Below are 21,515 nucleotides of genomic sequence, written 5' to 3'. Positions count from 1 at the left end.
AATTCTAAATAAAAATAATGTTATGAAATTAGGACTACTTATTGGAGGTTTACTGCTTACAGCGATTTCGGGAAATGCACAGGTAACAGCGATTAATGAGAATTTTGAATCTTTCACGGCAGGAACAGGCGCAGCATGGCCGCAAAATAACTGGAACCGTGTACAGAGTGGTTCCGGACCGTGGGTATATGTTGATAATTCGAATGCAGCTGACAAACATATCCAGTATTACAGCTTTTTTACGACGAATACACCGGGTTATGCTATTGCCCCGCAAATCGTTGCACCCAATGGAAGTCAGACACTTACGTTCAAATCTTCCCTTACAGCAGGATCTTCCGCAGGAAGCACCGGAACTATTGAAGTTGGATTTGTGGACGGCGTTACAACAGCAGATATGGCAAGTTTTACAAAGATTGGAAATACGATTACGCTTACTTCAACAGATACGCAGTATTCCGTACCGATTCCTGCATCCAATAAACAATATATTGCCTTCAGAATTGTAGGAAGTCTTAATCACACAGCGATTCAGTTGGATGATATTTCTTATGCGGTAAGTTCGATACTTGCAGTTTCAGATCAGGCAAAATTAAAGGAAAGTGTACAGTTTGCCGTAAATTCCGACAATACCGCATTGCAGTTTGTTGCTAAAAAAGAACCGAAAAAAATTCAGATCTATTCAGCGGGAGGTCAGAAAACAGCCGAAGGAAAATTATCCGGAAGATCGTTTGACATCAGTACGCTTCAAACCGGAGTTTATTATATTTTGATTGAAACGGCGGAAGGAGAAATCGTGAAATCAAAATTCATTAAAAAATAAACTTTTCACAGGATCACAAAAGTTCACAGGAGCTTTATTGATAATACTTTCTATTTTTTCTAATAAAAGGCTGTCCGCAATAGTGAACAGCCTTTTAGTTTTATGCTTACATCAGGAAGAGTAAAGTTATTTTTAAGTGACTAACTTTCTTCTTACAGTTTACAGAGTTTTAAATCCTTTAAATACCTGAGTAGAACTTTCCAGCATTTTAGAAACGTCTCTTCTGAAATTCAGCAAATGATCCTGCCCGTTGTGGCGGTTCAGGTGCTCTTCACTTTCCCACAATTCCACCATGAAAAAAGTTCCTTTGTTATCTTTGTCTTCAATAAGGTCATACTGCAGACATCCCTCTTCTTTTCTGGTTTCTCTTACCAAAATCTGGAAAAGTTCAACTGCTTCCATCAGATAATTCTCATTAAATCTGAAAAGCGCAACTACGTTTATGTTCATTGTTATTTTTTTAGTGGTGTAAATGTAGAATATTTTCAAAACCGAAAAGATATTTCATGCTTTTATTTTTCCACATTTAACAGATTTTATCACTAAAAAACAGATTTATAAATGGTAATTGAGCTCATCACGATGACCAGAGTTCCGATGATGATAAACATACTTTTTACAGGAAGTTTTGCCGTTAACATCGCAGAAAAAGGAGCGGTAAAAATTCCTCCGATCAGAAGACCGAGAATGATATTCCAGTGCTGAATTCCCAATGTGAAAATAAAAGTAATGGCTGCTGTTAAGGTTAAAATAAATTTTGCCACCGTAGAACTTCCCACCGCAAATCTCGGCGTAAAGGAATTTTTAATTAAAGTTCCCGTTACCAACGGTCCCCATCCTCCTCCGGCAAAGGAATCGATAAAACCTCCGATCACTCCCAAACGCGTTAAATTTGTTTTCCGTTTTAATTTTTTGTCCTGCTTATTTTTAAACGCATTGGATAAAATCTGAATCCCCAGATATAATGTGTAGAAGGAAATAATTGTTTTGGTGATTTTTGAATAATATTCTCCGAGATATGTGAGTGAAACCGCCCCGATAACGGCTCCGAAAACCGCAGGAATGGCGAGTCTTTTCACCAGACTTTTGCTTACGTTTTTCAGTCTGATATGACTGATGCTTCCGGCTGCTGTTGTAAAGCTTTCCGCAGAATGAATACTCGCACTCACCGCATGAGGCGGAATTCCGAGGAACAAAAGTGTGGTCGTACAAATTACGCCGTATCCCATTCCCATTGATCCTGCAACGATTTCTGCCAAAACTCCCACCAACATCATCCAGTAGAAAATGTAATTGTCTTTGGCTAAAACAGTGAACAGTTCATCCAGATAGCCCAGTTCATACATGGTAAAGGCAACAACCGACAGAAGTGCGATCGTCACAAAAAATACATTTAACCTGAACTGAACTTTTCTTGAAATAACCATTTTTTCTGTTTTCTATCGTTTTAAACCACTACTGAAATATTATACAGCTAAGAAAACTCACTTTAAATCAGCTTACCTTTTTAAATCTTTCTTCAATGGTTCAGATTATGTTTAATTTATAAAATCATTACGGCTCCCACCGTTGAATTGCCTGTCTCGTCGATCAATATGGCATTGCCTGTTGCATTGCTTTCTTCAAAGCTGTCGAAAACCAGGGGTGAAGCTGTTTTTAAACGGACTTTTACGACTTCATTTAATTTTATGCTTTCAGAAATCGGCGTTTTTTCTAAAGTATTAACGTCTATTTTATATTCGATTTCTTTGATAATCGCTTTTAAAAGTTTGCTTTTGTGCTGAATGAAATATTTGTTTCCTTCGTTTAATTCCTTTTTATCCAGCCAGCAGACAACGGCTTCAATTTCATTTTCAACTTTCGGAAGGCTTTCAGTTTTTACTAAAAAATCGCCTCTGCTGATATCAATATCATCTTCAACATGCAGAACTGCGGGCTGATTGGCAAAAACGAATTCCACTTCTTTTCCCCCTGTTTCTATTTTTGAAATTTTAGTCTGAATATTCTGAGGAAGCACCGTAATTTCGTCACCTTTTTTGTAAATTCCCGAAAGAACTTCTCCTGCGTATCCTCTGTAATCATGCAGATCCTCCGTTTGCGGACGAATGACATACTGAACCTGAAATCTCGGACTCTGAAAGTTTTGATCTGAATTGATTTCAACCGTTTCGAGGAAATCCAACAGCGTTGCACCTTCATACCAAGTCATATTTTCTGATCTTTCAACAATATTGTCGCCATGAAATGCCGAAATCGGGAAATAATTTACATTTTTTAACCCTAGTTTTTCTGCAACCAATTCATACTGAGCTTTTATATCCTTAAAAACTTCTTCAGAATACTCTACCAGATCCATTTTATTGATGGCAACCACCACATTTTTCATCTTCAATAAAGACGCAATAATGGAGTGTCTTCTTGTCTGTTCAATCACGCCCTGTCTTGCATCAATAAGAATAACAATCAGTTGCGAATTAGATGCTCCCGTAATCATATTTCTTGTATACTGAATGTGTCCCGGTGCATCGGCAATAATAAATTTTCTTTTCGGCGTCGAAAAATAGCGGTACGCAACATCAATGGTAATTCCCTGCTCTCTTTCTGCTCTTAAGCCGTCCGTTAAAATAGCAAGGTCTACTCCGTTTTCGTTTTTATTTTTTGACTGTTTTTCGAGTGCTTCAAGCTGATCGATCAATATATTTTTACTGTCGTACAGAAGTCTTCCGATCAGGGTACTTTTCCCGTCGTCTACGCTTCCTGCCGTTATAAATCTTAATATGTCCACGTTTGTTTTATTAATAATGAGTAATTGAGTGAGGTTGAGAGTGAGGTTAAGACTTAGGTTGAGGCTAAGGTTTAGGCTAAGACTAAAGGCTTACTACAAAACTTCTGGCTTACATCTTTCATCTTTCATCCTAAATATAAAGGTTGAGATTCAGGCTAAGACTGAAAACTTACTACAAAACGTCCATCTTCCATCTTCCATCTTCCAACCTCCAACTTCCAGCCTCCATCTTCCATCCTAAAAATAACCTCCTTTCTTCCGGTCTTCCATCGCGGCTTCCGTCACTTTATCGTCGATTCGGGTTTCGCCGCGCTCGGAAATTCTGGATGCCGTGATTTCATTCACAACCTCATCCAAAGTTTCGGCAGTGCTTTCTACTGCGGCGGTACAGGTCATGTCTCCGACGGTTCTGTAACGGACTTGTTTAGTTACAATCGTATCATTTTCATCAATCTGAATAAAATCCGATACTGCAATTAACTGTCCTTCATATTCAATCACCTCACGGTCATGTGCAAAATAAATGGATGGCAACTGGATATTTTCTTTTTTAATATAATTCCAGACATCAAGTTCCGTCCAGTTCGAAATTGGGAAAACTCTTACGTTTTCACCTTTGTTGATTCTTCCGTTGTAGATGTTCCACAATTCCGGACGCTGCAGCTTCGGATCCCACTGTCCGAATTCATCACGCACAGAGAAAAAACGTTCTTTGGCTCTGGCTTTTTCTTCGTCTCTTCTCGCTCCGCCAATGCATGCATCGAATCCGAATTCTTCAATCGTATCTAATAAAGTGTGGGTTTGCAGCCAGTTTCTGGAAGCAAATTTTCCTTTCGGTTCGGTTAAATTTTTAGCTTTAATAGTATCTTCCACTTTTCTTACAATCAGTTCCGCGCCGATATTTTCCGCTAAATAATCTCTGAACTGCAATGCTTCAGGGAAATTATGTCCTGTATCAATATGCACCAACGGAAAAGGAATTTTCATCGGAGCAAAAGCTTTTTTTGCCAGATGAACCAAAGTGATAGAATCTTTTCCGCCACTGAAAAGCAACGCAGGTTTTTCAAACTGAGCGGCAATTTCCCTCATAATGTAGATACTTTCTGCTTCCAACTGCTCCAGATAATCTAACGTATGTGTCGTCATTTTTTATTTTTTTTGAATTAATGAGAATGCAGACCGCACTCTTTCTGTGAACTTTCCCACCACCATCGTCCGGCGCGCGGATTTTCTCCTTCTTCGATTGCTCTTGTACAGGGTTGACAACCGACACTAATGAATCCTTTTTTGTGTAAAGACAATTCCTGAACTTTATTTTCTTTCAGATAATCTAAAACATTCTGGTAATTCCAGTGAATTAAGGGGTTATATTTGTAAAGTTTACGATCTTCGTCCCATTCGATGACCGGCATATTTTCTCTGTTTTCAGACTGTTCGGAGCGCAATCCTGTAATCCAGACTTTTGCATTTTCCAACGCACGGTTTAAAGGTTTAACCTTACGGATAAAACAGCATTCTTTTCTGTTTTCTATAGAATGATAAAACGCGTTGATTCCTTTTTCATTCACATATTTTTCTACGTCTGAGCTTTCCGGAAAATAGACTTCGGTTTTTGTTTTATATCGGGAATTATTCTGGGAAAGCAACTCGTAGTGCTCGTAAAAAAGTCTTCCTGTATCAAGCGTGAACACTTTTACCGGCAGATGATTTTTGAAAATCATATCTGTAATTACCTGATCTTCCTGACCGAGTGAGGTGGAAAAAACAACCCCTTCAGAAATCTTTGAAGAAATAAATTTCAGTCCCTCTTCTGCGGAAAGCTGTTTCAGTAACTCTGCATCTTCTTTTGAAATCATACTTTGTTCATTTGAAGTAATGCAAATATCAGATAAAATTATTATCCTACCAAAAAAGTAGACTAATTATTTTAAAAAAAAGGATCTGATTAATCCACCAAATCCATTAACGTTCTCTTCTCCAGAATATTCAAAGAAGCGTCGCGAACCTCGATTAGAACGTCGTGCAGACCGCAATGATCTTCACTGCAGTCGTCGCATTTTTCGTAAAAATTTAAACTTACACAAGGAAGCAGTGCGATGGGTCCGTTCACAAGACGAATAATTTTCGCCAGCTTTACATTTTCCGGATTTTCTTTGAAGAAATAGCCTCCTCCTTTTCCTTTTTTGCTATCTAGAATGTCCGCTTTTTTAAGCTCAAGCAGGATATTTTCCAGAAACTTTAAAGGAATTTTCTTGTGTTCGGCAATTTCGGAAATAAGAATCGGTCCGTCATTTCTCTTTTCTACAAGATATGACAGTGCCTTGAAAGCGTATTGAGATTTTTTAGACAGCATTACTACAAAAATAAGAAAATTGTTTGATATGTATAATATTGAGAATGAAAGTTAGAAGATGGATGCTGGAAGTTTTCAGGGACCGCATAACTTCCCTCTTCTCGCTTCCTTCTTCCGGCCAAAATCCCTATTTTTGCCTCATGTTCAGTAAACAGGAAGCACAGCAGTTAAAGAAAGAGTTTTGGACGGCTTTCGGAAAGTCTTTTCCAAGAAAATGGATTTTGTACGATACCAAAATCAAGGATATGTCGTTTAAATTTTATGCGGATAAGAAAAAAGCGGAAGTTTCTCTGGATATCGAAATGAAGGATGAAGTTTTCAGAGATGCGTACTACAATAAAATATGGTCACTGGAAGATATTCTGAAGGATTTTATCGGCGATTTTCACAAGGAAGAATTTTATACGCTGGAAAACGGAAAAGTTATCAGCCGAATCTGGGTTGAAAAGCACGGCATTTCTGTTTTCAATAAAAATACATGGCGGGAAGCTTTTGAATTTTTTGTTGAAAAAATGGATGGCTTCGAGCGGTTTTATTATGAATATGAGGATTTTATAAAGGATGTTTAGTGAATAGTTCTTAAAGGATAAAAAAACATATCATGAAAATAAGATATTGCTGGAGGTGCAGAATGGATGTTCCCATGCTTGATGAAGAAGAGGGAAAAATCGCTTCGAAATTATTAGCTGAAGGATTTCAGGAATTTAAAACAACCAGAAAAAAGCCTTTAAATGAAAATTTCAAAAAACTGCTGGATTATTACAATAATTTAACCGGTTTTGAAGAAACAAATCCTAATGCCATCATGCATCATTTCATCGATATGTATGGTCCTGACTGTGAAAACTGCGGAAAACCTTACCGGACGGAAACCGCTACATTCTGCCCGAAATGCGGTAACAAAAGAAAAGTTTAAGGATTTTATTCAATTTGATTTTTTCAACGCAAAGATTATTTTTACCAATACCATTTTGAGAAGGCAAAGCAAATGAAATTTGCTGCACGAAGCCTGAAAACAGATTTCAAGGCTAGTTTTGTGTGAAGAAGATGAATCTTTTTAATCCAAATCAGGATCGGAAGCCGCTTAAATATTTTTAAACTTGTGATTAAACTAATTTCAGAATTAACCGCAAAAGATGCAAAAGATAATGATAAAGCGAATTTCAAGAATAATCAAAGCGCTTAAAAGAATAAAAATCAAAGATTTTTAAAAACTATTGTGATCTTCTTATTTATAATCACAACTTTAAATAGACGTTTAGTTCATCTTTTGCGGCTTTTGCGGTTAAATAAAAAGTTTAAACAGATTTTTATGTAAAATTCAACCTTCTGTTCTTATATTTTTCTGTATTTTGGTCAAAATAAAAATAACAGAATAAATTTTCAGCAAAATTAAAACTAATAATTAAAATAAAATGTCAGAAAATAAAATATTTTTCGCAGACGCAGCAGATCCTGAAATGTCTAAAGCTTATAAAAAAGCGCAGGAAACTTTTAAATATTTCTGGAGAGAACAATCTTGGGAATACAGAAGAATTATTCCGGCACTGAGTGTTTCATGCGTGAAAGTGGCTTTTTCTCAGGAAGATCCTTCTTCAGACTCACCTATTGTAGAACATATGTGGATCAATGACATCCATTTCGATGGCGATCTTATCAAAGGCTACCTCATCAACAAACCGAATAAACTCACCAATGTTGAAGTCGGAGATTATGTGGAAATTCCTGTAAACGAAATCAGCGACTGGCTTTTTGCCATGCCGCAACGCGCAAAAAAAACGAAAGGACTTTCAAAACTGTTTTCATCTTCTTCAGAGTCTCTTCCTCCGAAAGCTTATGGCGGATTTACGATCCAGAAAATGCGTTCGGATATGTCTCCGGCGGAAAGAAAAGCACATGACAATGCATGGCAAATGGATTTCGGAGATTTTAATGATATTGAAATCGTTTATGAACAGAAAGAGCATCCTGAAAATCTTGTGGAGCATCCGATGAGCAGAAATATGAAGGAAGAGCTGGTAAAATTCGTCAGCGAAAATCCGGATGAGATTACAGGTCAGGATATAAACGGCTATTCTATGCTTCATGCGGAAACGATTGCCGGAAATCTAAGTTCTGTGGAAGTGATTCTTGCAGCAGGAGGGGATAAAAATTTAAAGACAAAATCCGGAAAAACAGCTTTGGACTTTGCCCGACAACTGAATTGGGAACATATTATTCCTGTTTTGGAAGATTGATTTTATCTTAATTAAAGTAAGTTTGATGTTAGAAGATTGAAAATTAATTTTAACCGAAATTTAGTATAAGTTTTTGGCTAAAGCTAATTGTTTTTTTTAATTGAATTTGTTTAAACTTTTAAAAAATAAAATATTCTTGTTGGAAAACTCAAAGACGCAAGATTTTTATTAATCTCAAATCTTTAAGGCGCAAGAAAATCAAAGATTTTCAATAAAGATTGATGCTTAATTTTATCGCAGATAAAATTTATGCGCCTTAGGAAGAGACCGTATTTAATTGAACTCAAGATTAGTATATTAAAGAGAAACTTTCCCGTTTCTCTTTTTTGTTTTTATATCATTCACGATCTGAATACATTCTTTCCCGATTCGGCTACATTTCCCACTGCACAACTTTCCATCTTTGTACCATCAATTAAAAACAATAAAACATTTAAAAATGGAAACAAAAAAAGTATGGTTCGTAACGGGAGCTTCAAAAGGTTTAGGATTTGAGCTGGTTAAAAAATTATTATCCGAAGGATTTCAGGTGGCTGCAACAAGCCGCACTGTAAATTCTTTAATTTCTGCTTTCGGAGAGGCTTCGGAAAACTTTCTGCCCTTAAGTGTAAATATTACGGACAATAATGATGTAAAATCTGCCATTGCAAAAACCACAGAGCATTTCGGACAGATTAACGTTGTGGTTAATAATGCAGGATACGGACAGATCGGAACGCTGGAAGAACTTACGGATGAGGAAGCAAGGGAAAATTATGCGGTGAATGTTTTCGGAACTTTAAACGTCATCAGAAATGCAATGCCTTATCTTCGTGAGCAGAAATCGGGAAATATTTTCAATATTTCGTCCATCGGAGGTTTTTCGGGAAATTTTCCGGGTTGGGGAATTTACTGCTCTACTAAATTTGCTGTGGCAGGATTTACGGAAGCTTTGGCTGAAGAAGCGAAAGATTTCGGAATTCATGCAACGGTAGTTTATCCGGGATATTTCCGTACAGATTTTTTGGCTAAAGATTCGGTAAAAACTCCGGCAAATCCTATTCAGGCGTATGAAGCGGCAAGAAGTTCGGAACAGGCACATCTTGACGAAATCAACGGAAACCAGCCGAATGATCCTGTAAAAGCAGCAGACGTTCTGATTCAGTTGAGCAAAGAGCAAAATCCACCGGTACATTTCCTTTTAGGCGTAGGAACCATGGAATTTCTTACCAATAAAGTAGATGCGATTACAGGGGAAGCGAAGAAATGGGAGGTTTTAGCAAATTCTACAGCAATTTAGAATTGATTTACTTCTTTTGTCTTGAAACAAAAGAACCAAAAATTCAAGACTTAGATCCTGAATGCTAAAAATTAAAACGTAATCCTAAAATTCCCAAAACTCGCGCGAATCAAAAGTTGTTCTTCGGTTATGGATTATACTCGCGCTCAGACAGTGGAAATTTTTTAACGGATTACGTTTTAATTTTCTTAACGCTTCAGGCTCTTATGTCGCAATAAAAGAACATGTATTTCATAAAAAATCACTAAAAACAATTAACTTCGTTATTATGAAAGAGACCTTCCGTTTTCATTCGATCTCCGATTTTCATGCTTTCTGTAATCTGCCGAGTCCGGATCATCCGCTGATCAGCTTGATTGATTACAGCAAAGTCCGCTATCCCGTAAATGATACGGAACTGAAATGGACCCAGAATTTTTATTCGGTGGGGCTGAAAAGGAATGTAAACGCGAAGTTTAATTACGGTCAGCAGGAATATGATTTTGATTCAGGCGTGTTGTGTTTTGTTTCGCCGATGCAGTTTCTAAGAATTGAGATGAAGCCAGATGTTGAGTTTGAACCGACCGGATATCTTTTGCTGATCCATCCTGATTTTCTTTGGGGAACTTCGCTCATCAAAAAAATGAAATCCTACGAATTTTTCAGTTATCAGATCAATGAAGCGCTTTTTCTGTCGGATAAGGAAGAAAAAATTATTGTGGATCTGTTTAAAAATATTGAAAAGGAGTATCAGACAAATATTGATAAATTCACGCAGGAGCTTATTGTAGCGCAACTGGAATTATTTTTAATCTATTCTGAACGTTTTTACGAAAGACAGTTTTTGACCAGAAAAAAATCGAGTCACGAATTGCTGGATAAATTTGAGGAAGTTCTTTCGCAGTATTTTAACAGCGGAAATCTTCTCGAACACGGTATTCCTTCTGTGAAAACCATCGCCGAACAACTGAATATTTCACCCAATTATCTGGGAAGTTTATTACGCATCCATACGCAGCAGAACACGCAGCAACACATACAGAATAAACTGATTGCTCTCGCAAAGGAACGTCTGAGTACAACGAATTTATCGGTAAGTGAAATTGCGTATGAACTGGGTTTTGAACATCCGCAGTCGTTTAGTAAGTTATTTAAGCAGAAGACGAATCAGTCTCCGGGAGAGTTTAGGAGGTTATTTAATTGAGAAGATTTATAAAAACAATAACTTGAATGTGACCCAAATTAAAGTTGAAAAACTTTTTGGACTATAGATTCCAGAGCCGTTTTATATAATCATTCTGATATAATTTATTCGAAAGATTACGAAAGAAATACTATCAAAAAGTATTTAAATGAAAAGAGTTTAGGACTTGAACCAACAATAGAGCGTCTAATTGATTGGATAAGAAACAAAGTAATTCATTAAAAAAATTGAGGAATCAATTAATTGCGATATTAAATATTCGATGAATGGACATGATTTTATTGAAGTGCTTTTTCATTATATAAATAAAATAAAAAATACAGCAAATTTCAAAATTGAAAATTTTGAGAAACCATTTTATGTAGCAATCCAGCCTGATTATTTTGATTAATATCAAATGTTCAATAAACTAATATCATAATTAATAAACTTACAGCAAACTAACAATTAATTAAAAAACACCACACTAGTAAGTATTTATACCCAATATAACATTTAGTAATTTCTACGCTACCCTTCCTGTTTTTTTCTTTGTTACTTTGGTTTATCAAATCATCTAGCCCTCTAAGGGGTAAAAACTAACAATAACCAAAAAACAAAAAAATGGAAACAATTGAAATCACCAAAACAGGAGTCGGGATCAATGATCCTTTTGAACGCGTAATCTTTGATGCCGCAAGATCATCGGGCAGCGCTACAGAAGCTTACTCTATTGAAGTATCCGGACAGGGCCAGCTTACCGGGCTTTCTTACACGGTTCCGGCTCACGCTGAAGGAAGAATCAAAGCTAAGCTTCAGATCTCTGCCATGTCAAGCGAAGACGTACAAAAACTTAATAACCTTGCGATGGGCATGCTGGATGCAAGCGCTCAGACTCAAGTGAAAGAATTTGAAAAAACCGCAGCCAGTGCCAACCTTTCTGTGTGGACCTGGTTTTTCGGTGGTGGAGGCGCTTCTGCTTCCTACGAGAAAACAAAAGAGAGCATGTTGTCAAAAGGACTTACAGAAGCTCAGATCACTACATTGATGAACGCTTTCCTGGAACTGGCAAAGAAAATGTCAACCGTGGAAATTAATTTTTACATCAACAATTCGGCGAATCCTTATTCCGTTTCCGGGGATCTTTATTTATATACTGTTTCCGGAACCATTAAAACTGAAAAAGGAACCGCACAATACCGAATGTTAGCCGACAGTGCTTCAGCGGGTGGCCCTCCTCCATCAGGCGGCGGCGCTCCTGCTTCCGGAGTTATTAAGCTGAATTAATTTCAGGGTTTGAAAAATTTAGAATCTTATAATTGACCGGAGAAATCCGGTCATTTTCTTGATTTACAATGAAAATTTTATTCTAAAAGTTCTTGATACATTTTCCTTCGCGTTGGTGCGAAAAACACTTAAACTGAAGCAGAAAAAAATTTATATCTATTAAATAAAGGTAATGTGGTCAAAAATAGTTGGTGTTTTTGTCAGAAATAATTCGTAATATTTTGCGGTTGATTGGAAGAGGAAGTGAGCAATGCTGAGGAGCAACTTACCAGCAATACAATCAACGCTGTAAACAATAGTTTAGAGGATGGTTTTTACCATCCTTTTTTTGTAAATTATTGGAACAGCTCTATGGCTAAAAAAACCTTTATGGTTTTAGATTTCTATAAAAAAGATACCACTGGATAAACTTTTTCCTCCGACTTTTTGTAAGCCCCCGATGAATATTTAGATGACCTTTTAAATGACCAAAAAAAGATTCTATTCCATTGGTTGTTTTCGGGATTTTAGGATCCTGCAGGAACGAAAACATATTTGGCAAAGCTTTTTTGATAACCGAAAAACATCTTCTCACCATTTTGTGCGTGTACCAATATCTTCCGGTTTCCTGGCTGTATGATTTTTCATTCAAAAATTCTTTATGCTTTTCAGACCAATCCAAAAACTCTTTGATCCAATACTGCTTTTTAACTTCGTTGTCAATAAAATGAATTTTACAGACAATTTCACGCAACTCAAAACCTGCTACAGATTTCGGATAGGCGGAAAGCCATATTTTGCACATCCTTTGAATATGAACCAGACATCTCTGAACAGGAACTTTAGGACAAACTTTTCGGATGGCTTTCAGTAGAGATTTATCGCCATCACAGGTTATCCCGCCAATTTTTATTCCTAAATTCAAGATGTTTTCCAAATCCTCTTTGAGTTCTTCATAATGCTCACCGTCAGTAATTCTGTAAAGCTGGGTTTGCTTAAAAACATTATCTCTGTAAACCACCAAACAGATTTCATTGGAGAAATAAGTGCCGTCAATCAGTAAATAAACCTCCTTGTTCTGGTTGTAACTGAGTTTTGGAGCTTTACTAAGCATCACGTTAAAATACCGTTGAAGAGTACTTACCGAATATCCAGATTCTGCTGAAATCTGCTCATAAGTCTGTTTCCCAACAATCCATTTTTTGAACCAAATTTCTTTGTTTTTTAGGCCCACAGATTTATTCTCCGAAGTAAAATGAATGCCACAGTTTTTACATTTAAAACGACGCTTTCCGTTTTGCTTTCCCCAAGAAATCACATCCAGACTTTTGCAACTCCAACAACGATTTTTTTTGAATTTCCAGCCATAAAAAAGTTTATTGAAACAAAGTTCAATAAACTTTATGTATCATCAGTAACAATCGACAATGCAAAGAATTTTACCAACTATTTTTGACTATTAAACCTAAATAAATCATCCTTAAAAACAACACTAAATAAAAAAGAGAAGCCAAAAACTTCTCTTTTTCTATATCTTATCCAAATTTCTTCTTTCTCAGCCAGAAGAACAAACCTCCCAAAATACCGATAATGACTAAAGGAAGCAGCAAATTAAACCATTGCCAGTTGTTTTTCTCTTCCGTGATTCTCTGTCGGTCAAGAAGCCTTTCTTCGATGTTTCGATTTCTGAGATCCATAAGATTGCTGTCGTCCAGAAGATAATCTAATGCATTTCTCAGGAACTGTTCGTTTCCAAACTGTTCGTTGGTAAGCAAATCTACGCCTAAAGGAAGCGGTTCGCCTTTCAGAACTTTATTTCTTCCTACGTCTCCGTCGGCGATCACAATCATTTTATTTTCAGGGCTCGAACTTTTAAAATTCGGATAGGATTTTCTTTCGATTCTTGAAGCATATGCAGAATTGAATTTTCCTTCTAAAGATACTGCATAAATCTTTGGTGTGCTTGGTTTTTCCATTTGTCCGAGACTGTCGACGCTCGAAATTTCTTTCAGATCCACATAATTCGGAACCTGCTTTAATAAAGTTCTTTCGCTGGATTCAAAAAGAACGTTCGTTTTGATATTTTTTCTTCCGCCCAATGTATCGATGGAAGTCGGGAATTCAAACTTAACAGGATTGATATTTTTCGTAATCGGATTGTTGCTTTCTGCGATTCCCAAAGGAAAATACGGCCACGGAAGACTGGTGTACTGCGGATTTCCGCTCACTTCTCCCGTTACCAATCTCAACAGTGCAAACTTCTTCACATCTTTCACCAAAGCCGGATTGATCCTGATTCCATAATTGAAGAAAAAGTCCGTCATATTGATGTCTACAGGAAAAGGCATCACTTTTTGAGACCTCATCAGTGTATCCATTTCCGCATTTACGGCATCAATCATCCACAACGTTTTTCCGCCATTCATGATGTATTGGTCAAGAATTACTTTTTCACCGTCTGTAAAAGCTTTTCTTGGTTTTGCGATCACCAAAGCATTCATTTGTTTTAAGGTCGGAATATCTGCGATGGTAAGTTCGGTCTGATTTTTAGGAATAATAGGACCTGCATCATAACTTTCCGTTGCCAGCTGCATGAACCCCTGAAATTCTCTTGGATTCAGCTCATCCTGATTCACCAGAATCCCGATTTTCTTTCTTTTGTGCGCCGCAATATTTTTAATGTTTGAAACCAGATTGTATTCTAAATTTTCAATGGATTTCGTAAGCTGCTGATCGGCATCAATTCCTGTCTGCTGAACCACCAAAGGAATGGAAACTCCCCTTTTGTCGTATTTAACGACTGCATAAGGAAACAGCATGATCTGAGAAACTTTGCCGTCTTTGATGTCCGGAAGCATAGAAGGCTGCATTCCCATCGCCATCAGAGTATCTTTAGACATTTTGGTTTTAATAGGATCGATGAATTTAAAATCGATCTTCGGATTTATTTTTCTGAATTCTTCCAGCATAAATTTCGTTTCGCTCTGAAGCTGCTTGAAACTTGCCGGAAAGTCTCCTTCCAGATAAACATCAACGACTAAAGGTTTATTTACCGATTCCAGAACCTTAACGGTATTATCGGAAAGCGTATATCTTTTTTCTTTGGTTAAATCCAATCTTATTCCTGAAATAGCAAGAATAACAACCAATGGCAAAACCACGAAAAGTAAAATTCCTAGCGGAGATTTGAACTGTATCTTCTTCATCATTCTACTTCTTTTTATTAATGAAATGATTGGACAAAACTAATGTAACACCGATGATTAAAGCAAAATAAGCCACATCCTTAAAATCAATAAGCCCTCTTGTAAAGCCTAAGAAATGCTGGTAAAAACCGACATTCTGCAAAATAAAATCTGCACCTCCCAACAATTTGTAACTTGCCAGTTGCTCGATCCCGAAATACATGATGAAACACATGAAAACGCCCAACAGATAAGCCATAATCTGGTTTTGGGAAAGCGAAGAAGCCAAAATTCCCACTCCGGAAAATGCTGCAATTAAAATAATTAAGCCGATGTAGCTTCCGAAAGTCATTCCCAAATCTACATTTCCGGCAGGAACGCCCAAAACATAAACCGTGTAAAGGTAAATTAACGATGGAATCAGGCATAAAATTCCAACGATCCAAACCGAAAGAAACTTACCGAAAACCAGATCTGAAACTTTCAGCGGTTGGGAAAACAGCCAGTTTAAGGTTCCGGTTTGCTGCTCTTCCGCAAAAGTCTTCATGGAAAGTGCGGGGATAATAAACATCAGTAACCAAGGAACCAGGACGAAATAACTTTGCAGTGAAGCCATTCCGATCTCAAAAATGTTGGAGTCGTTGTCGAAAAAAAACAGAAACAGCGTCGCGATCAGACTGAAAGCCGCGATGATTACCCACGCGCTCCAGTTTCCGAAGTAGCTCCAAAGTTCTTTTTTTAAAATTGCAATCATAGTTTTATTTAGGGTTTAGGTAATAGGTGTCAGGAATTAGGTGTTGGAAAATTCACAACTTACCATTCACAATTCACCATTATCTCACTTTTTCTTATTCTTATTTACCAGCTTCACCGTCATCATGATTAAAAATACCAGAACGAAAAATCCGGCGATTAATTGCCACCAGTATTCAATAACCTGAGCTTTTAAAATCACGGTAAAAACGACAAGGAACAAAATGAAAGTAGCGATTTCGTTTGCCTGTCTCAGTTTTATATTGGCGGTTTCTAAAGTACTTCCGTTGAGCTCTTTCAGTTTTAAAACTTTTTTCCAGCACCAGTAATGATAGACCGCCAAACCGATCAGGAAGGTTAGTTTTAAATGAAACCATGGCATTTTCATCAATCCTGAATTCAGGAAAATCATCGTCAGTCCGCAAACCGTCATGATTACTCCGGCAGGAACGGTGATGATGTTCCAGAGCCTTCGGGCCATAAACGTATATTGTTCTCTGAGGATTTTCTTCTTTTCTTCCGCAAATTCATCGGTATCTTTATAGTACACAAAAATTCTTACGAGATAAAAAATTCCCGCAAAATAGCTTACCATGAAGATAATATGAAGTGCTTTTATTATGGTGTAAAGCATTCTGAAAAATTAATGGCAAATATAATGTTAATGACAAAAATATTTACTAGAAAACAGAATAAATCTTGCTTTTATTCTGTTATGTTCATTATTTTATATTAAAAAGTTGAGGGATTTTCAGGCTTAGTGTTTTTCGAATGAAATACTGTCTACTTTTTTACCATCTTCGTACTTCTTTATGTATTGGAGATTTCCTTTTTCGTTGTAAAATTTCCAGTCTCCGAAGTAATACCAGTGGCGTTCATTTTTAGAGACATCCATTTTAGACTGTCCGCTTTGCATCAGCTTCCCGTTCTGATGGTATATTTTGGTCTTTGTAATGTTCTTTTTTATTTTATCTTTCTGAAAAAGCTGATTATTCAATGTGGTTTTCCAGATCCCGACTTTTTCACCGTTTTTATATTTTCCGACGGCAATCAGCGTTCCTTCATCCGAAGAATATTCTTCCTTCCATTTGCCGTGTCGTTTACTGACATTCTTTTCGTCTTTGATGTACTGATTCATCTTGGTGTTGCAGGAAGCCAATAATAAAACAATCAGTAAAATGAGGGATATTTTTTGCATAAAAAAACAGAATTTCCGTAAATATAGAAATTCTGTTTTTATTCTACAATTGTAGAGGTTTTTTATTTTTAAGAAATTTATTCTAATTTATTACTGCTTCAAAAGCTGATTTTTTAGGAACTCAACCTGTTCTTTCAGTAATGCAATCTGCTCATCTTTTGCTTGAAGCAATTTGTCTGAAATTTCTTTATTTTCTTGATGCAAAGTTTCTACATACCCGATAGAACCACTTTCATTCGTCTGATTAAAAATTTTCTTTCCAATATCTGAAAAAAACTCTTTTGGATTCGTCTCCAGAATACCCATTATTTCTTCAAAATACTTAGCCCAAGAATACGTTTCACCAGATTCTAACCTTTGATAAGCAGATCTGGTAATGTTCAGTTTATCAGCCATTTCCTGATGATTATAGCCTTTAGAAATTCTTATTTTTTTTATCTTCTCTGTTATTTCCTGGTTCATAAAATGTGTGGTTTGTAACAAAATTAGTGTTTTTCTATTCAAAAAAAGAGCATTTATGCATAATCAACTGAAAGTCAATTAAATATTTTTTCACAAAAAACCCGAAATATGATTTTACTATTTGAAAAAATCATTTCATATTTACATCAGAAAAACACAAGTGCACAAATGTTTTCTAAAACAAAATTATTAACTTTAAATTTAGAAATCATGAAACAAAAAATGATTATCGGAGCATTGGCATTAGCACCTGTATTTGCTTTTGCGCAAAACACAGGAGATAATTCTTCATCTGAAACGGACAGAAGACCATTTTGGGGAACAGGAGATTTGATTAGCTACAGCTGTACAAGAGGACAACAACAAGCAGACGGTACTTTTCAATGTGATTGTGTAGGAACTTATGAATACCATGTGTTTTGGATAGGTGTAGGAACTGTAGAACATGAATTCCATGAAACATCAGCAAACCATTTTTGCTAAAATAAAAGCAATGACAGAGAAATTATTTTTCTCTGTTATGTTTTTTATCCTTTTTTCAGGAAAGGCACAGATTATTCTTAGAAATTCTGACTATAAAAAATTTGATTCTGTTACGATATCAAGAGATGGGAAAAATACATCGTTAAAATCAAATGCTCTTAAGTCATTTAAATTTGAAAAAAATGATAAGATTTTCTATGATAATAAACTTTTAGACTTTTATTCTAATCCTGACTCTTTGATTTTCTTTGATAATACAAAAACTATTGAAGAAGTAAGGGTTAACTATGAAAACTCATCTAATAAAAAAGAAAAATCTTTAAAAAGCACTAAAAAAAATGAATATGCGGTAATTTTCCCGAATAACGAGATTGCAACATTTGTACAAATTAATACAAAGAAAAAAACTTATATTAAGTCTTTTAGTATTTTTCCTGTGACAGATTTTATCCCAAGAACTCATAATGATAATGTTACTGTAAAAATAAAACTTTTGGGTAACAAGAACGGATTGCCAGACAATAATAAAGAACTGATAGCTTTCGAAAGTAAAATATCAGATCTTAAAATAAAGAAAAAAGATAAAGTCGTTCGGTGGGAATTTGTTTTGCCCAAGACAATAAAATATCCTAAAGAAGGTTTTTTTGTGGTATTTTTTCAAAAATCCTTGGAAGACAGTACTTTTTTCCAAATAAATAAAGACAGTGATCTGCTGGAATATTATCCGAATGAAGGCTGGAAAAGTCTTAATCTTAATGGATATTATTATGAATTAAAAATTTTACAATAACACAAAAATGAAAAAAATAATCGCTTTGTTTTTATTTTATTTAGTTTCCTGCAATAAAACTTCTGAAAATAAGAACATAATCCCGGATCTTCACTTTACAAAAGTTTGGAAGACTCCAACAAGTGAACTTACGAAGATAGAACTTCCTTCAAATATAGATTTAGACACAATAGAAGGAAATCATAAGACAATAAATTTTACAATTAAAAATACAGGGAACAAAATCCTAAAATCATTATTTATAAAACCTCCATGCTCTTGCATACAAATGCCGGAATACGACAGTATTTTACAACCGAAAAAGGAACAAAAAATTTCTGTAAATATGTCTATTAATGAAATTGGAAATTTTTATTTACCTGTAACGGTTTATGGTACATTTTACCCTTTTAAAAGAGTTTTCTATGTAGAAGGATACAGAAAAAGTTAAAATTTAAGTTGGCAAAAACTGAAATTTGTTTTTGCCAACTGTATTTTTCAGTATTATGCCTACTTTTAAGAAATTACGCCTAATTCTTTTCCAACTTTTTCAAACGCAGCAATCGCTTTATCAAGATGTTCTCTTGTATGTGCTGCTGAAAGCTGAACTCTGATTCTCGCTTTTCCTTTCGGAACCACCGGATAGAAGAATCCGATGACATAAATTCCTTCGTCCATTAACTTTTCAGCCATTTTCTGAGCCAAAGGCGCATCGTACAGCATTACCGGAACAATGGCAGCATCACCATCCGGAATATCGAAACCTTTAGATTTCATTTCCGCTCTGAAATATTCTGCATTTTCCATTACTTTATCGCGAAGAGAAGTATCTTCAGAAATCATGTCCAAAACCTTCAAAGCTGCTCCCACGATTCCCGGAGCCAATGAATTTGAAAACAAATACGGTCTTGAACGCTGTCTCAGCATATCAATGATTTCTTTTTTACCGGAAGTAAATCCGCCTAAAGCACCTCCTAAAGCTTTTCCAAGCGTAGAAGTAATGATGTCTACTCTACCCATCACTTCGTTGGCTTCGTGCGTTCCGCGACCTGTTTTTCCGATGAAACCTGTTGCATGAGAATCATCTACCATTACCAAAGCATCGTATTTATCGGCAAGATCACAAACTCCTTTCAGATCTGCAACGATTCCGTCCATTGAGAAAACGCCGTCTGTAACAATGATTTTAAAACGGTGATTTTTTTCGGAAGCTGCAATTAACTGAGCTTCCAGATCTTCCATATTGTTGTTTTTGTAACGGTATCTCGCTGCTTTACACAGACGAACACCATCGATAATGGAAGCGTGGTTCAGTTCATCTGAAATAATCGCGTCCTCTTCCGTAAATAAAGGTTCAAAAACTCCTCCGTTCGCATCAAAACAGGCAGCATATAAAATAGTATCTTCAAGACCTAAAAAGTCTGCAATTTTCTGCTCCAGTTGTTTATGGATATCCTGAGTTCCGCAGATAAAACGAACCGAAGACATTCCGTAACCGTGAGATTCTATCATTTCCTGTGAAGCTTTCATCACTTCCGGATGGTTGGATAATCCCAGATAATTGTTCGCACAGAAGTTCAGCAGTTTTTTTCCGTTGGCTTCTATTTCGGCACTCTGCTGAGAAGTGATGATTCTTTCTCTTTTGTAAAGTCCGTCGTTTTCAATATTCTGAAGTTCGTTCTGTAAATTTTCAAGATACTTTTTAGAGATCATTTCTAATAATTTTTAAGATGCGCTAATTTAATAAAATCGCGGTAAAGTAACAGGATTTCTGCTTTTTATTGTAAATGTCTGTACAAAATCATAATACTTTTGTTAATAGTCTATAATTTTGGTAGACTAATTACTATATTTGCTGAATAAAATCAGAAAATGCGACTATCACCAGTACAAAGAATTGAAAATATATCATCAGAGGATTTTATCAAAAACTATCTAAAACCCTCAAAGCCAGTAATCTTAAAAGATTTTGCGGCTCCTGAAAGTCCTGCTTTTGAAAAATGGAATTACGAATATTTTAAAGAAATTGCAGGAGAACATAAAGTAAATATCTATGGAAGTGAAATTGAATCTCTGGACAGAATCGCCAGTAAACCAATCGGACAGAGTACTTTCTCAGAATATCTGGATCTTATAACTTCCTCTCCTACCGAACATCGTCTTTTTTTATTCAATTTATTAAGCATTAAACCTGAATTAAAAAATGATATCATTTACAACGATGTTACAAAAGGAAAAATTATAAAATGGCTTCCTTTTATGTTTTTCGGAGGTGAAGGTTCGGTTACCCGAAATCATGTGGATATTGATATGTCCCACGTTTTCATCACTCAGTTTCAAGGCATTAAACGAATCTGGCTTTTTCCATGGGAACAGTCGGATCTGCTGTATAAACTTCCTTATAATTTTCATTCCATCACCAATATTAAAGAGCCTGATTTCAAAGAATTTCCGGGACTGAAATACATAAACGGTTATGAAGCTGTTATACAACCCGGCGAAACGCTTTACATTCCTTCCGGATGGTGGCATTACATTCAGTATGAAACGGAAGGATATTCTGTTTCTGTAAGAGCTCTGCCTTCTAGCTGGCTGGAAAAATGGCGGGTCTTTAAAAACTTAGTCCTGATCCGGAATTTTGATAATGTGATGCGAAATTTATTCAAAGAAAAATGGTTCGATTTTAAGGTAAGAAAAGCCAGAAGAAAAGCCAATCGCGCCATTAAAAGACAAAAAAGCTTTCAGATTTAGTGAATTATT

Annotated in this window: 24 protein-coding genes; 11 read left to right on the top strand and 13 right to left on the bottom strand. The window is 36.0% G+C overall.

Features of this window, described 5'->3' with window-relative positions; translation table 11 throughout:
- The first annotated feature begins 22 nt into the window (after positions 1–22).
- A complete protein-coding gene (locus PFY09_RS20400) occupies positions 23–823 on the top strand; it encodes a T9SS type A sorting domain-containing protein (protein ID WP_271160911.1) in 801 nt (266 codons plus the stop codon).
- Positions 824–982: 159 nt separating this feature from the next.
- Here the strand turns inward: PFY09_RS20400 and PFY09_RS20395 are convergent, their stop codons facing one another.
- The 6 genes from PFY09_RS20395 to PFY09_RS20370 form a co-directional block, all read right to left on the bottom strand.
- Positions 983–1,273, bottom strand: a complete 291-nt coding sequence (locus PFY09_RS20395; RefSeq protein WP_087711034.1) for a putative quinol monooxygenase — start codon at positions 1,271–1,273, stop codon at positions 983–985.
- Positions 1,274–1,365: 92 nt separating this feature from the next.
- Entirely contained in the window at positions 1,366–2,250 is an 885-nt protein-coding gene (locus PFY09_RS20390) for a sulfite exporter TauE/SafE family protein (protein WP_268053666.1), read from the bottom strand.
- 116 nt (positions 2,251–2,366) lie between these two features.
- Entirely contained in the window at positions 2,367–3,608 is a 1,242-nt protein-coding gene (locus PFY09_RS20385) for a sulfate adenylyltransferase subunit 1 (protein WP_271160910.1), read from the bottom strand.
- A gap of 237 nt (positions 3,609–3,845) precedes the next feature.
- On the bottom strand, positions 3,846–4,754 hold the full coding sequence (gene cysD, locus PFY09_RS20380) for a sulfate adenylyltransferase subunit CysD (protein WP_271160909.1): 909 nt from the start codon (positions 4,752–4,754) through the stop codon (positions 3,846–3,848).
- Between the two features lie 17 nt (positions 4,755–4,771).
- Positions 4,772–5,464 (bottom strand): phosphoadenylyl-sulfate reductase, encoded by a 693-nt coding sequence (locus PFY09_RS20375; protein WP_087711042.1) that lies wholly within the window; start codon positions 5,462–5,464, stop codon positions 4,772–4,774.
- 89 nt (positions 5,465–5,553) lie between these two features.
- The gene (locus tag PFY09_RS20370) at positions 5,554–5,961 is read right to left on the bottom strand and encodes an RrF2 family transcriptional regulator (RefSeq protein WP_076393217.1); all 408 of its coding nucleotides are present in this window, start codon (positions 5,959–5,961) and stop codon (positions 5,554–5,556) included.
- Between the two features lie 140 nt (positions 5,962–6,101).
- On the opposite strand from PFY09_RS20370, the gene PFY09_RS20365 reads away from it, so the two are divergent.
- The 6 genes from PFY09_RS20365 (at position 6,102) to PFY09_RS20340 (ending at position 11,926) form a co-directional block, all read left to right on the top strand.
- A complete protein-coding gene (locus PFY09_RS20365; protein ID WP_076393214.1) occupies positions 6,102–6,530 on the top strand; it encodes a DUF4268 domain-containing protein in 429 nt (142 codons plus the stop codon).
- Positions 6,531–6,562: 32 nt separating this feature from the next.
- Positions 6,563–6,877 carry a hypothetical protein gene (locus tag PFY09_RS20360; RefSeq protein ID WP_271160908.1) on the top strand — a complete coding sequence of 105 codons (315 nt, stop codon included), beginning with the start codon at positions 6,563–6,565 and terminating at the stop codon, positions 6,875–6,877.
- Positions 6,878–7,376: 499 nt separating this feature from the next.
- Positions 7,377–8,198, top strand: a complete 822-nt coding sequence (locus PFY09_RS20355; RefSeq protein WP_076393210.1) for a DUF2314 domain-containing protein — start codon at positions 7,377–7,379, stop codon at positions 8,196–8,198.
- 439 nt (positions 8,199–8,637) lie between these two features.
- Positions 8,638–9,477 carry an SDR family oxidoreductase gene (locus tag PFY09_RS20350; protein ID WP_271160907.1) on the top strand — a complete coding sequence of 280 codons (840 nt, stop codon included), beginning with the start codon at positions 8,638–8,640 and terminating at the stop codon, positions 9,475–9,477.
- Between the two features lie 268 nt (positions 9,478–9,745).
- A complete protein-coding gene (locus PFY09_RS20345; protein WP_108410198.1) occupies positions 9,746–10,660 on the top strand; it encodes a helix-turn-helix domain-containing protein in 915 nt (304 codons plus the stop codon).
- A 603-nt stretch (positions 10,661–11,263) separates the two neighbouring features.
- The gene (locus PFY09_RS20340; protein WP_108409052.1) at positions 11,264–11,926 is read left to right on the top strand and encodes a hypothetical protein; all 663 of its coding nucleotides are present in this window, start codon (positions 11,264–11,266) and stop codon (positions 11,924–11,926) included.
- Between the two features lie 367 nt (positions 11,927–12,293).
- Here the strand turns inward: PFY09_RS20340 and PFY09_RS20335 are convergent, their stop codons facing one another.
- The 6 genes from PFY09_RS20335 to PFY09_RS20310 all read right to left on the bottom strand — a co-directional run bounded on the left by PFY09_RS20335 (position 12,294) and on the right by PFY09_RS20310 (position 17,503).
- On the bottom strand, positions 12,294–13,223 hold the full coding sequence (locus PFY09_RS20335; RefSeq protein ID WP_271160456.1) for an IS256 family transposase, variant Zn-binding type: 930 nt from the start codon (positions 13,221–13,223) through the stop codon (positions 12,294–12,296).
- A gap of 217 nt (positions 13,224–13,440) precedes the next feature.
- Positions 13,441–15,111 (bottom strand): gliding motility-associated ABC transporter substrate-binding protein GldG, encoded by a 1,671-nt coding sequence (gldG, locus tag PFY09_RS20330; RefSeq protein ID WP_108409053.1) that lies wholly within the window; start codon positions 15,109–15,111, stop codon positions 13,441–13,443.
- Between the two features lie 4 nt (positions 15,112–15,115).
- Positions 15,116–15,844 (bottom strand): ABC transporter permease, encoded by a 729-nt coding sequence (locus PFY09_RS20325; protein ID WP_087711056.1) that lies wholly within the window; start codon positions 15,842–15,844, stop codon positions 15,116–15,118.
- 84 nt (positions 15,845–15,928) lie between these two features.
- Positions 15,929–16,477 (bottom strand): CopD family protein, encoded by a 549-nt coding sequence (locus PFY09_RS20320; protein WP_076393202.1) that lies wholly within the window; start codon positions 16,475–16,477, stop codon positions 15,929–15,931.
- Positions 16,478–16,600: 123 nt separating this feature from the next.
- A complete protein-coding gene (locus PFY09_RS20315) occupies positions 16,601–17,041 on the bottom strand; it encodes a hypothetical protein (protein WP_084196428.1) in 441 nt (146 codons plus the stop codon).
- A 90-nt stretch (positions 17,042–17,131) separates the two neighbouring features.
- Entirely contained in the window at positions 17,132–17,503 is a 372-nt protein-coding gene (locus tag PFY09_RS20310; RefSeq protein WP_076393200.1) for a helix-turn-helix domain-containing protein, read from the bottom strand.
- A gap of 108 nt (positions 17,504–17,611) precedes the next feature.
- On the opposite strand from PFY09_RS20310, the gene PFY09_RS20305 reads away from it, so the two are divergent.
- From PFY09_RS20305 to PFY09_RS20295, 3 genes are read left to right on the top strand one after another with little or no spacing between them, the layout of a single operon-like run.
- Positions 17,612–17,986, top strand: coding sequence for a hypothetical protein (locus tag PFY09_RS20305; RefSeq protein WP_076393198.1), 375 nt, complete (start codon positions 17,612–17,614; stop codon positions 17,984–17,986).
- Positions 17,958–18,776, top strand: a complete 819-nt coding sequence (locus tag PFY09_RS20300; RefSeq protein ID WP_076393196.1) for a hypothetical protein — start codon at positions 17,958–17,960, stop codon at positions 18,774–18,776. The genes PFY09_RS20305 and PFY09_RS20300 overlap by 29 nt, the downstream gene beginning before the upstream one ends.
- Positions 18,777–18,783: 7 nt before the next feature.
- Positions 18,784–19,206 carry a DUF1573 domain-containing protein gene (locus PFY09_RS20295; RefSeq protein WP_271160906.1) on the top strand — a complete coding sequence of 141 codons (423 nt, stop codon included), beginning with the start codon at positions 18,784–18,786 and terminating at the stop codon, positions 19,204–19,206.
- Between the two features lie 65 nt (positions 19,207–19,271).
- Here the strand turns inward: PFY09_RS20295 and kbl are convergent, their stop codons facing one another.
- Positions 19,272–20,468: a glycine C-acetyltransferase gene (gene kbl, locus PFY09_RS20290; protein WP_059136536.1), complete on the bottom strand. Its 1,197-nt coding sequence runs from the start codon at positions 20,466–20,468 to the stop codon at positions 19,272–19,274.
- Between the two features lie 159 nt (positions 20,469–20,627).
- On the opposite strand from kbl, the gene PFY09_RS20285 reads away from it, so the two are divergent.
- Entirely contained in the window at positions 20,628–21,506 is an 879-nt protein-coding gene (locus PFY09_RS20285; protein ID WP_271160905.1) for a cupin-like domain-containing protein, read from the top strand.
- Positions 21,507–21,515 lie beyond the last annotated feature (9 nt).

This window comes from Chryseobacterium gambrini, assembly GCF_027920505.1.
In the GTDB taxonomy this organism is placed as follows: domain Bacteria; phylum Bacteroidota; class Bacteroidia; order Flavobacteriales; family Weeksellaceae; genus Chryseobacterium; species Chryseobacterium gambrini.
This window is presented reverse-complemented; position numbering and strand designations above follow the sequence as displayed.

What these genes read in the sequence shown, in the direction of transcription:
- PFY09_RS20400 (WP_271160911.1), top strand. Translation starts at nt 23, where the DNA reads ATGAAATTAGGACTACTTATTGGAGGTTTACTGCTTACAGCGATTTCG.
- PFY09_RS20395 (WP_087711034.1), bottom strand. Translation starts at nt 1,273, where the DNA reads ATGAACATAAACGTAGTTGCGCTTTTCAGATTTAATGAGAATTATCTG.
- PFY09_RS20390 (WP_268053666.1), bottom strand. Translation starts at nt 2,250, where the DNA reads ATGGTTATTTCAAGAAAAGTTCAGTTCAGGTTAAATGTATTTTTTGTG.
- cysD (WP_271160909.1), bottom strand. Translation starts at nt 4,754, where the DNA reads ATGACGACACATACGTTAGATTATCTGGAGCAGTTGGAAGCAGAAAGT.
- PFY09_RS20375 (WP_087711042.1), bottom strand. Translation starts at nt 5,464, where the DNA reads ATGATTTCAAAAGAAGATGCAGAGTTACTGAAACAGCTTTCCGCAGAA.
- PFY09_RS20370 (WP_076393217.1), bottom strand. Translation starts at nt 5,961, where the DNA reads ATGCTGTCTAAAAAATCTCAATACGCTTTCAAGGCACTGTCATATCTT.
- PFY09_RS20365 (WP_076393214.1), top strand. Translation starts at nt 6,102, where the DNA reads ATGTTCAGTAAACAGGAAGCACAGCAGTTAAAGAAAGAGTTTTGGACG.
- PFY09_RS20360 (WP_271160908.1), top strand. Translation starts at nt 6,563, where the DNA reads ATGAAAATAAGATATTGCTGGAGGTGCAGAATGGATGTTCCCATGCTT.
- PFY09_RS20355 (WP_076393210.1), top strand. Translation starts at nt 7,377, where the DNA reads ATGTCAGAAAATAAAATATTTTTCGCAGACGCAGCAGATCCTGAAATG.
- PFY09_RS20350 (WP_271160907.1), top strand. Translation starts at nt 8,638, where the DNA reads ATGGAAACAAAAAAAGTATGGTTCGTAACGGGAGCTTCAAAAGGTTTA.
- PFY09_RS20345 (WP_108410198.1), top strand. Translation starts at nt 9,746, where the DNA reads ATGAAAGAGACCTTCCGTTTTCATTCGATCTCCGATTTTCATGCTTTC.
- PFY09_RS20340 (WP_108409052.1), top strand. Translation starts at nt 11,264, where the DNA reads ATGGAAACAATTGAAATCACCAAAACAGGAGTCGGGATCAATGATCCT.
- gldG (WP_108409053.1), bottom strand. Translation starts at nt 15,111, where the DNA reads ATGAAGAAGATACAGTTCAAATCTCCGCTAGGAATTTTACTTTTCGTG.
- PFY09_RS20325 (WP_087711056.1), bottom strand. Translation starts at nt 15,844, where the DNA reads ATGATTGCAATTTTAAAAAAAGAACTTTGGAGCTACTTCGGAAACTGG.
- PFY09_RS20320 (WP_076393202.1), bottom strand. Translation starts at nt 16,477, where the DNA reads ATGCTTTACACCATAATAAAAGCACTTCATATTATCTTCATGGTAAGC.
- PFY09_RS20315 (WP_084196428.1), bottom strand. Translation starts at nt 17,041, where the DNA reads ATGCAAAAAATATCCCTCATTTTACTGATTGTTTTATTATTGGCTTCC.
- PFY09_RS20310 (WP_076393200.1), bottom strand. Translation starts at nt 17,503, where the DNA reads ATGAACCAGGAAATAACAGAGAAGATAAAAAAAATAAGAATTTCTAAA.
- PFY09_RS20305 (WP_076393198.1), top strand. Translation starts at nt 17,612, where the DNA reads ATGATTTTACTATTTGAAAAAATCATTTCATATTTACATCAGAAAAAC.
- PFY09_RS20300 (WP_076393196.1), top strand. Translation starts at nt 17,958, where the DNA reads ATGAAACATCAGCAAACCATTTTTGCTAAAATAAAAGCAATGACAGAG.
- PFY09_RS20295 (WP_271160906.1), top strand. Translation starts at nt 18,784, where the DNA reads ATGAAAAAAATAATCGCTTTGTTTTTATTTTATTTAGTTTCCTGCAAT.
- kbl (WP_059136536.1), bottom strand. Translation starts at nt 20,468, where the DNA reads ATGATCTCTAAAAAGTATCTTGAAAATTTACAGAACGAACTTCAGAAT.
- PFY09_RS20285 (WP_271160905.1), top strand. Translation starts at nt 20,628, where the DNA reads ATGCGACTATCACCAGTACAAAGAATTGAAAATATATCATCAGAGGAT.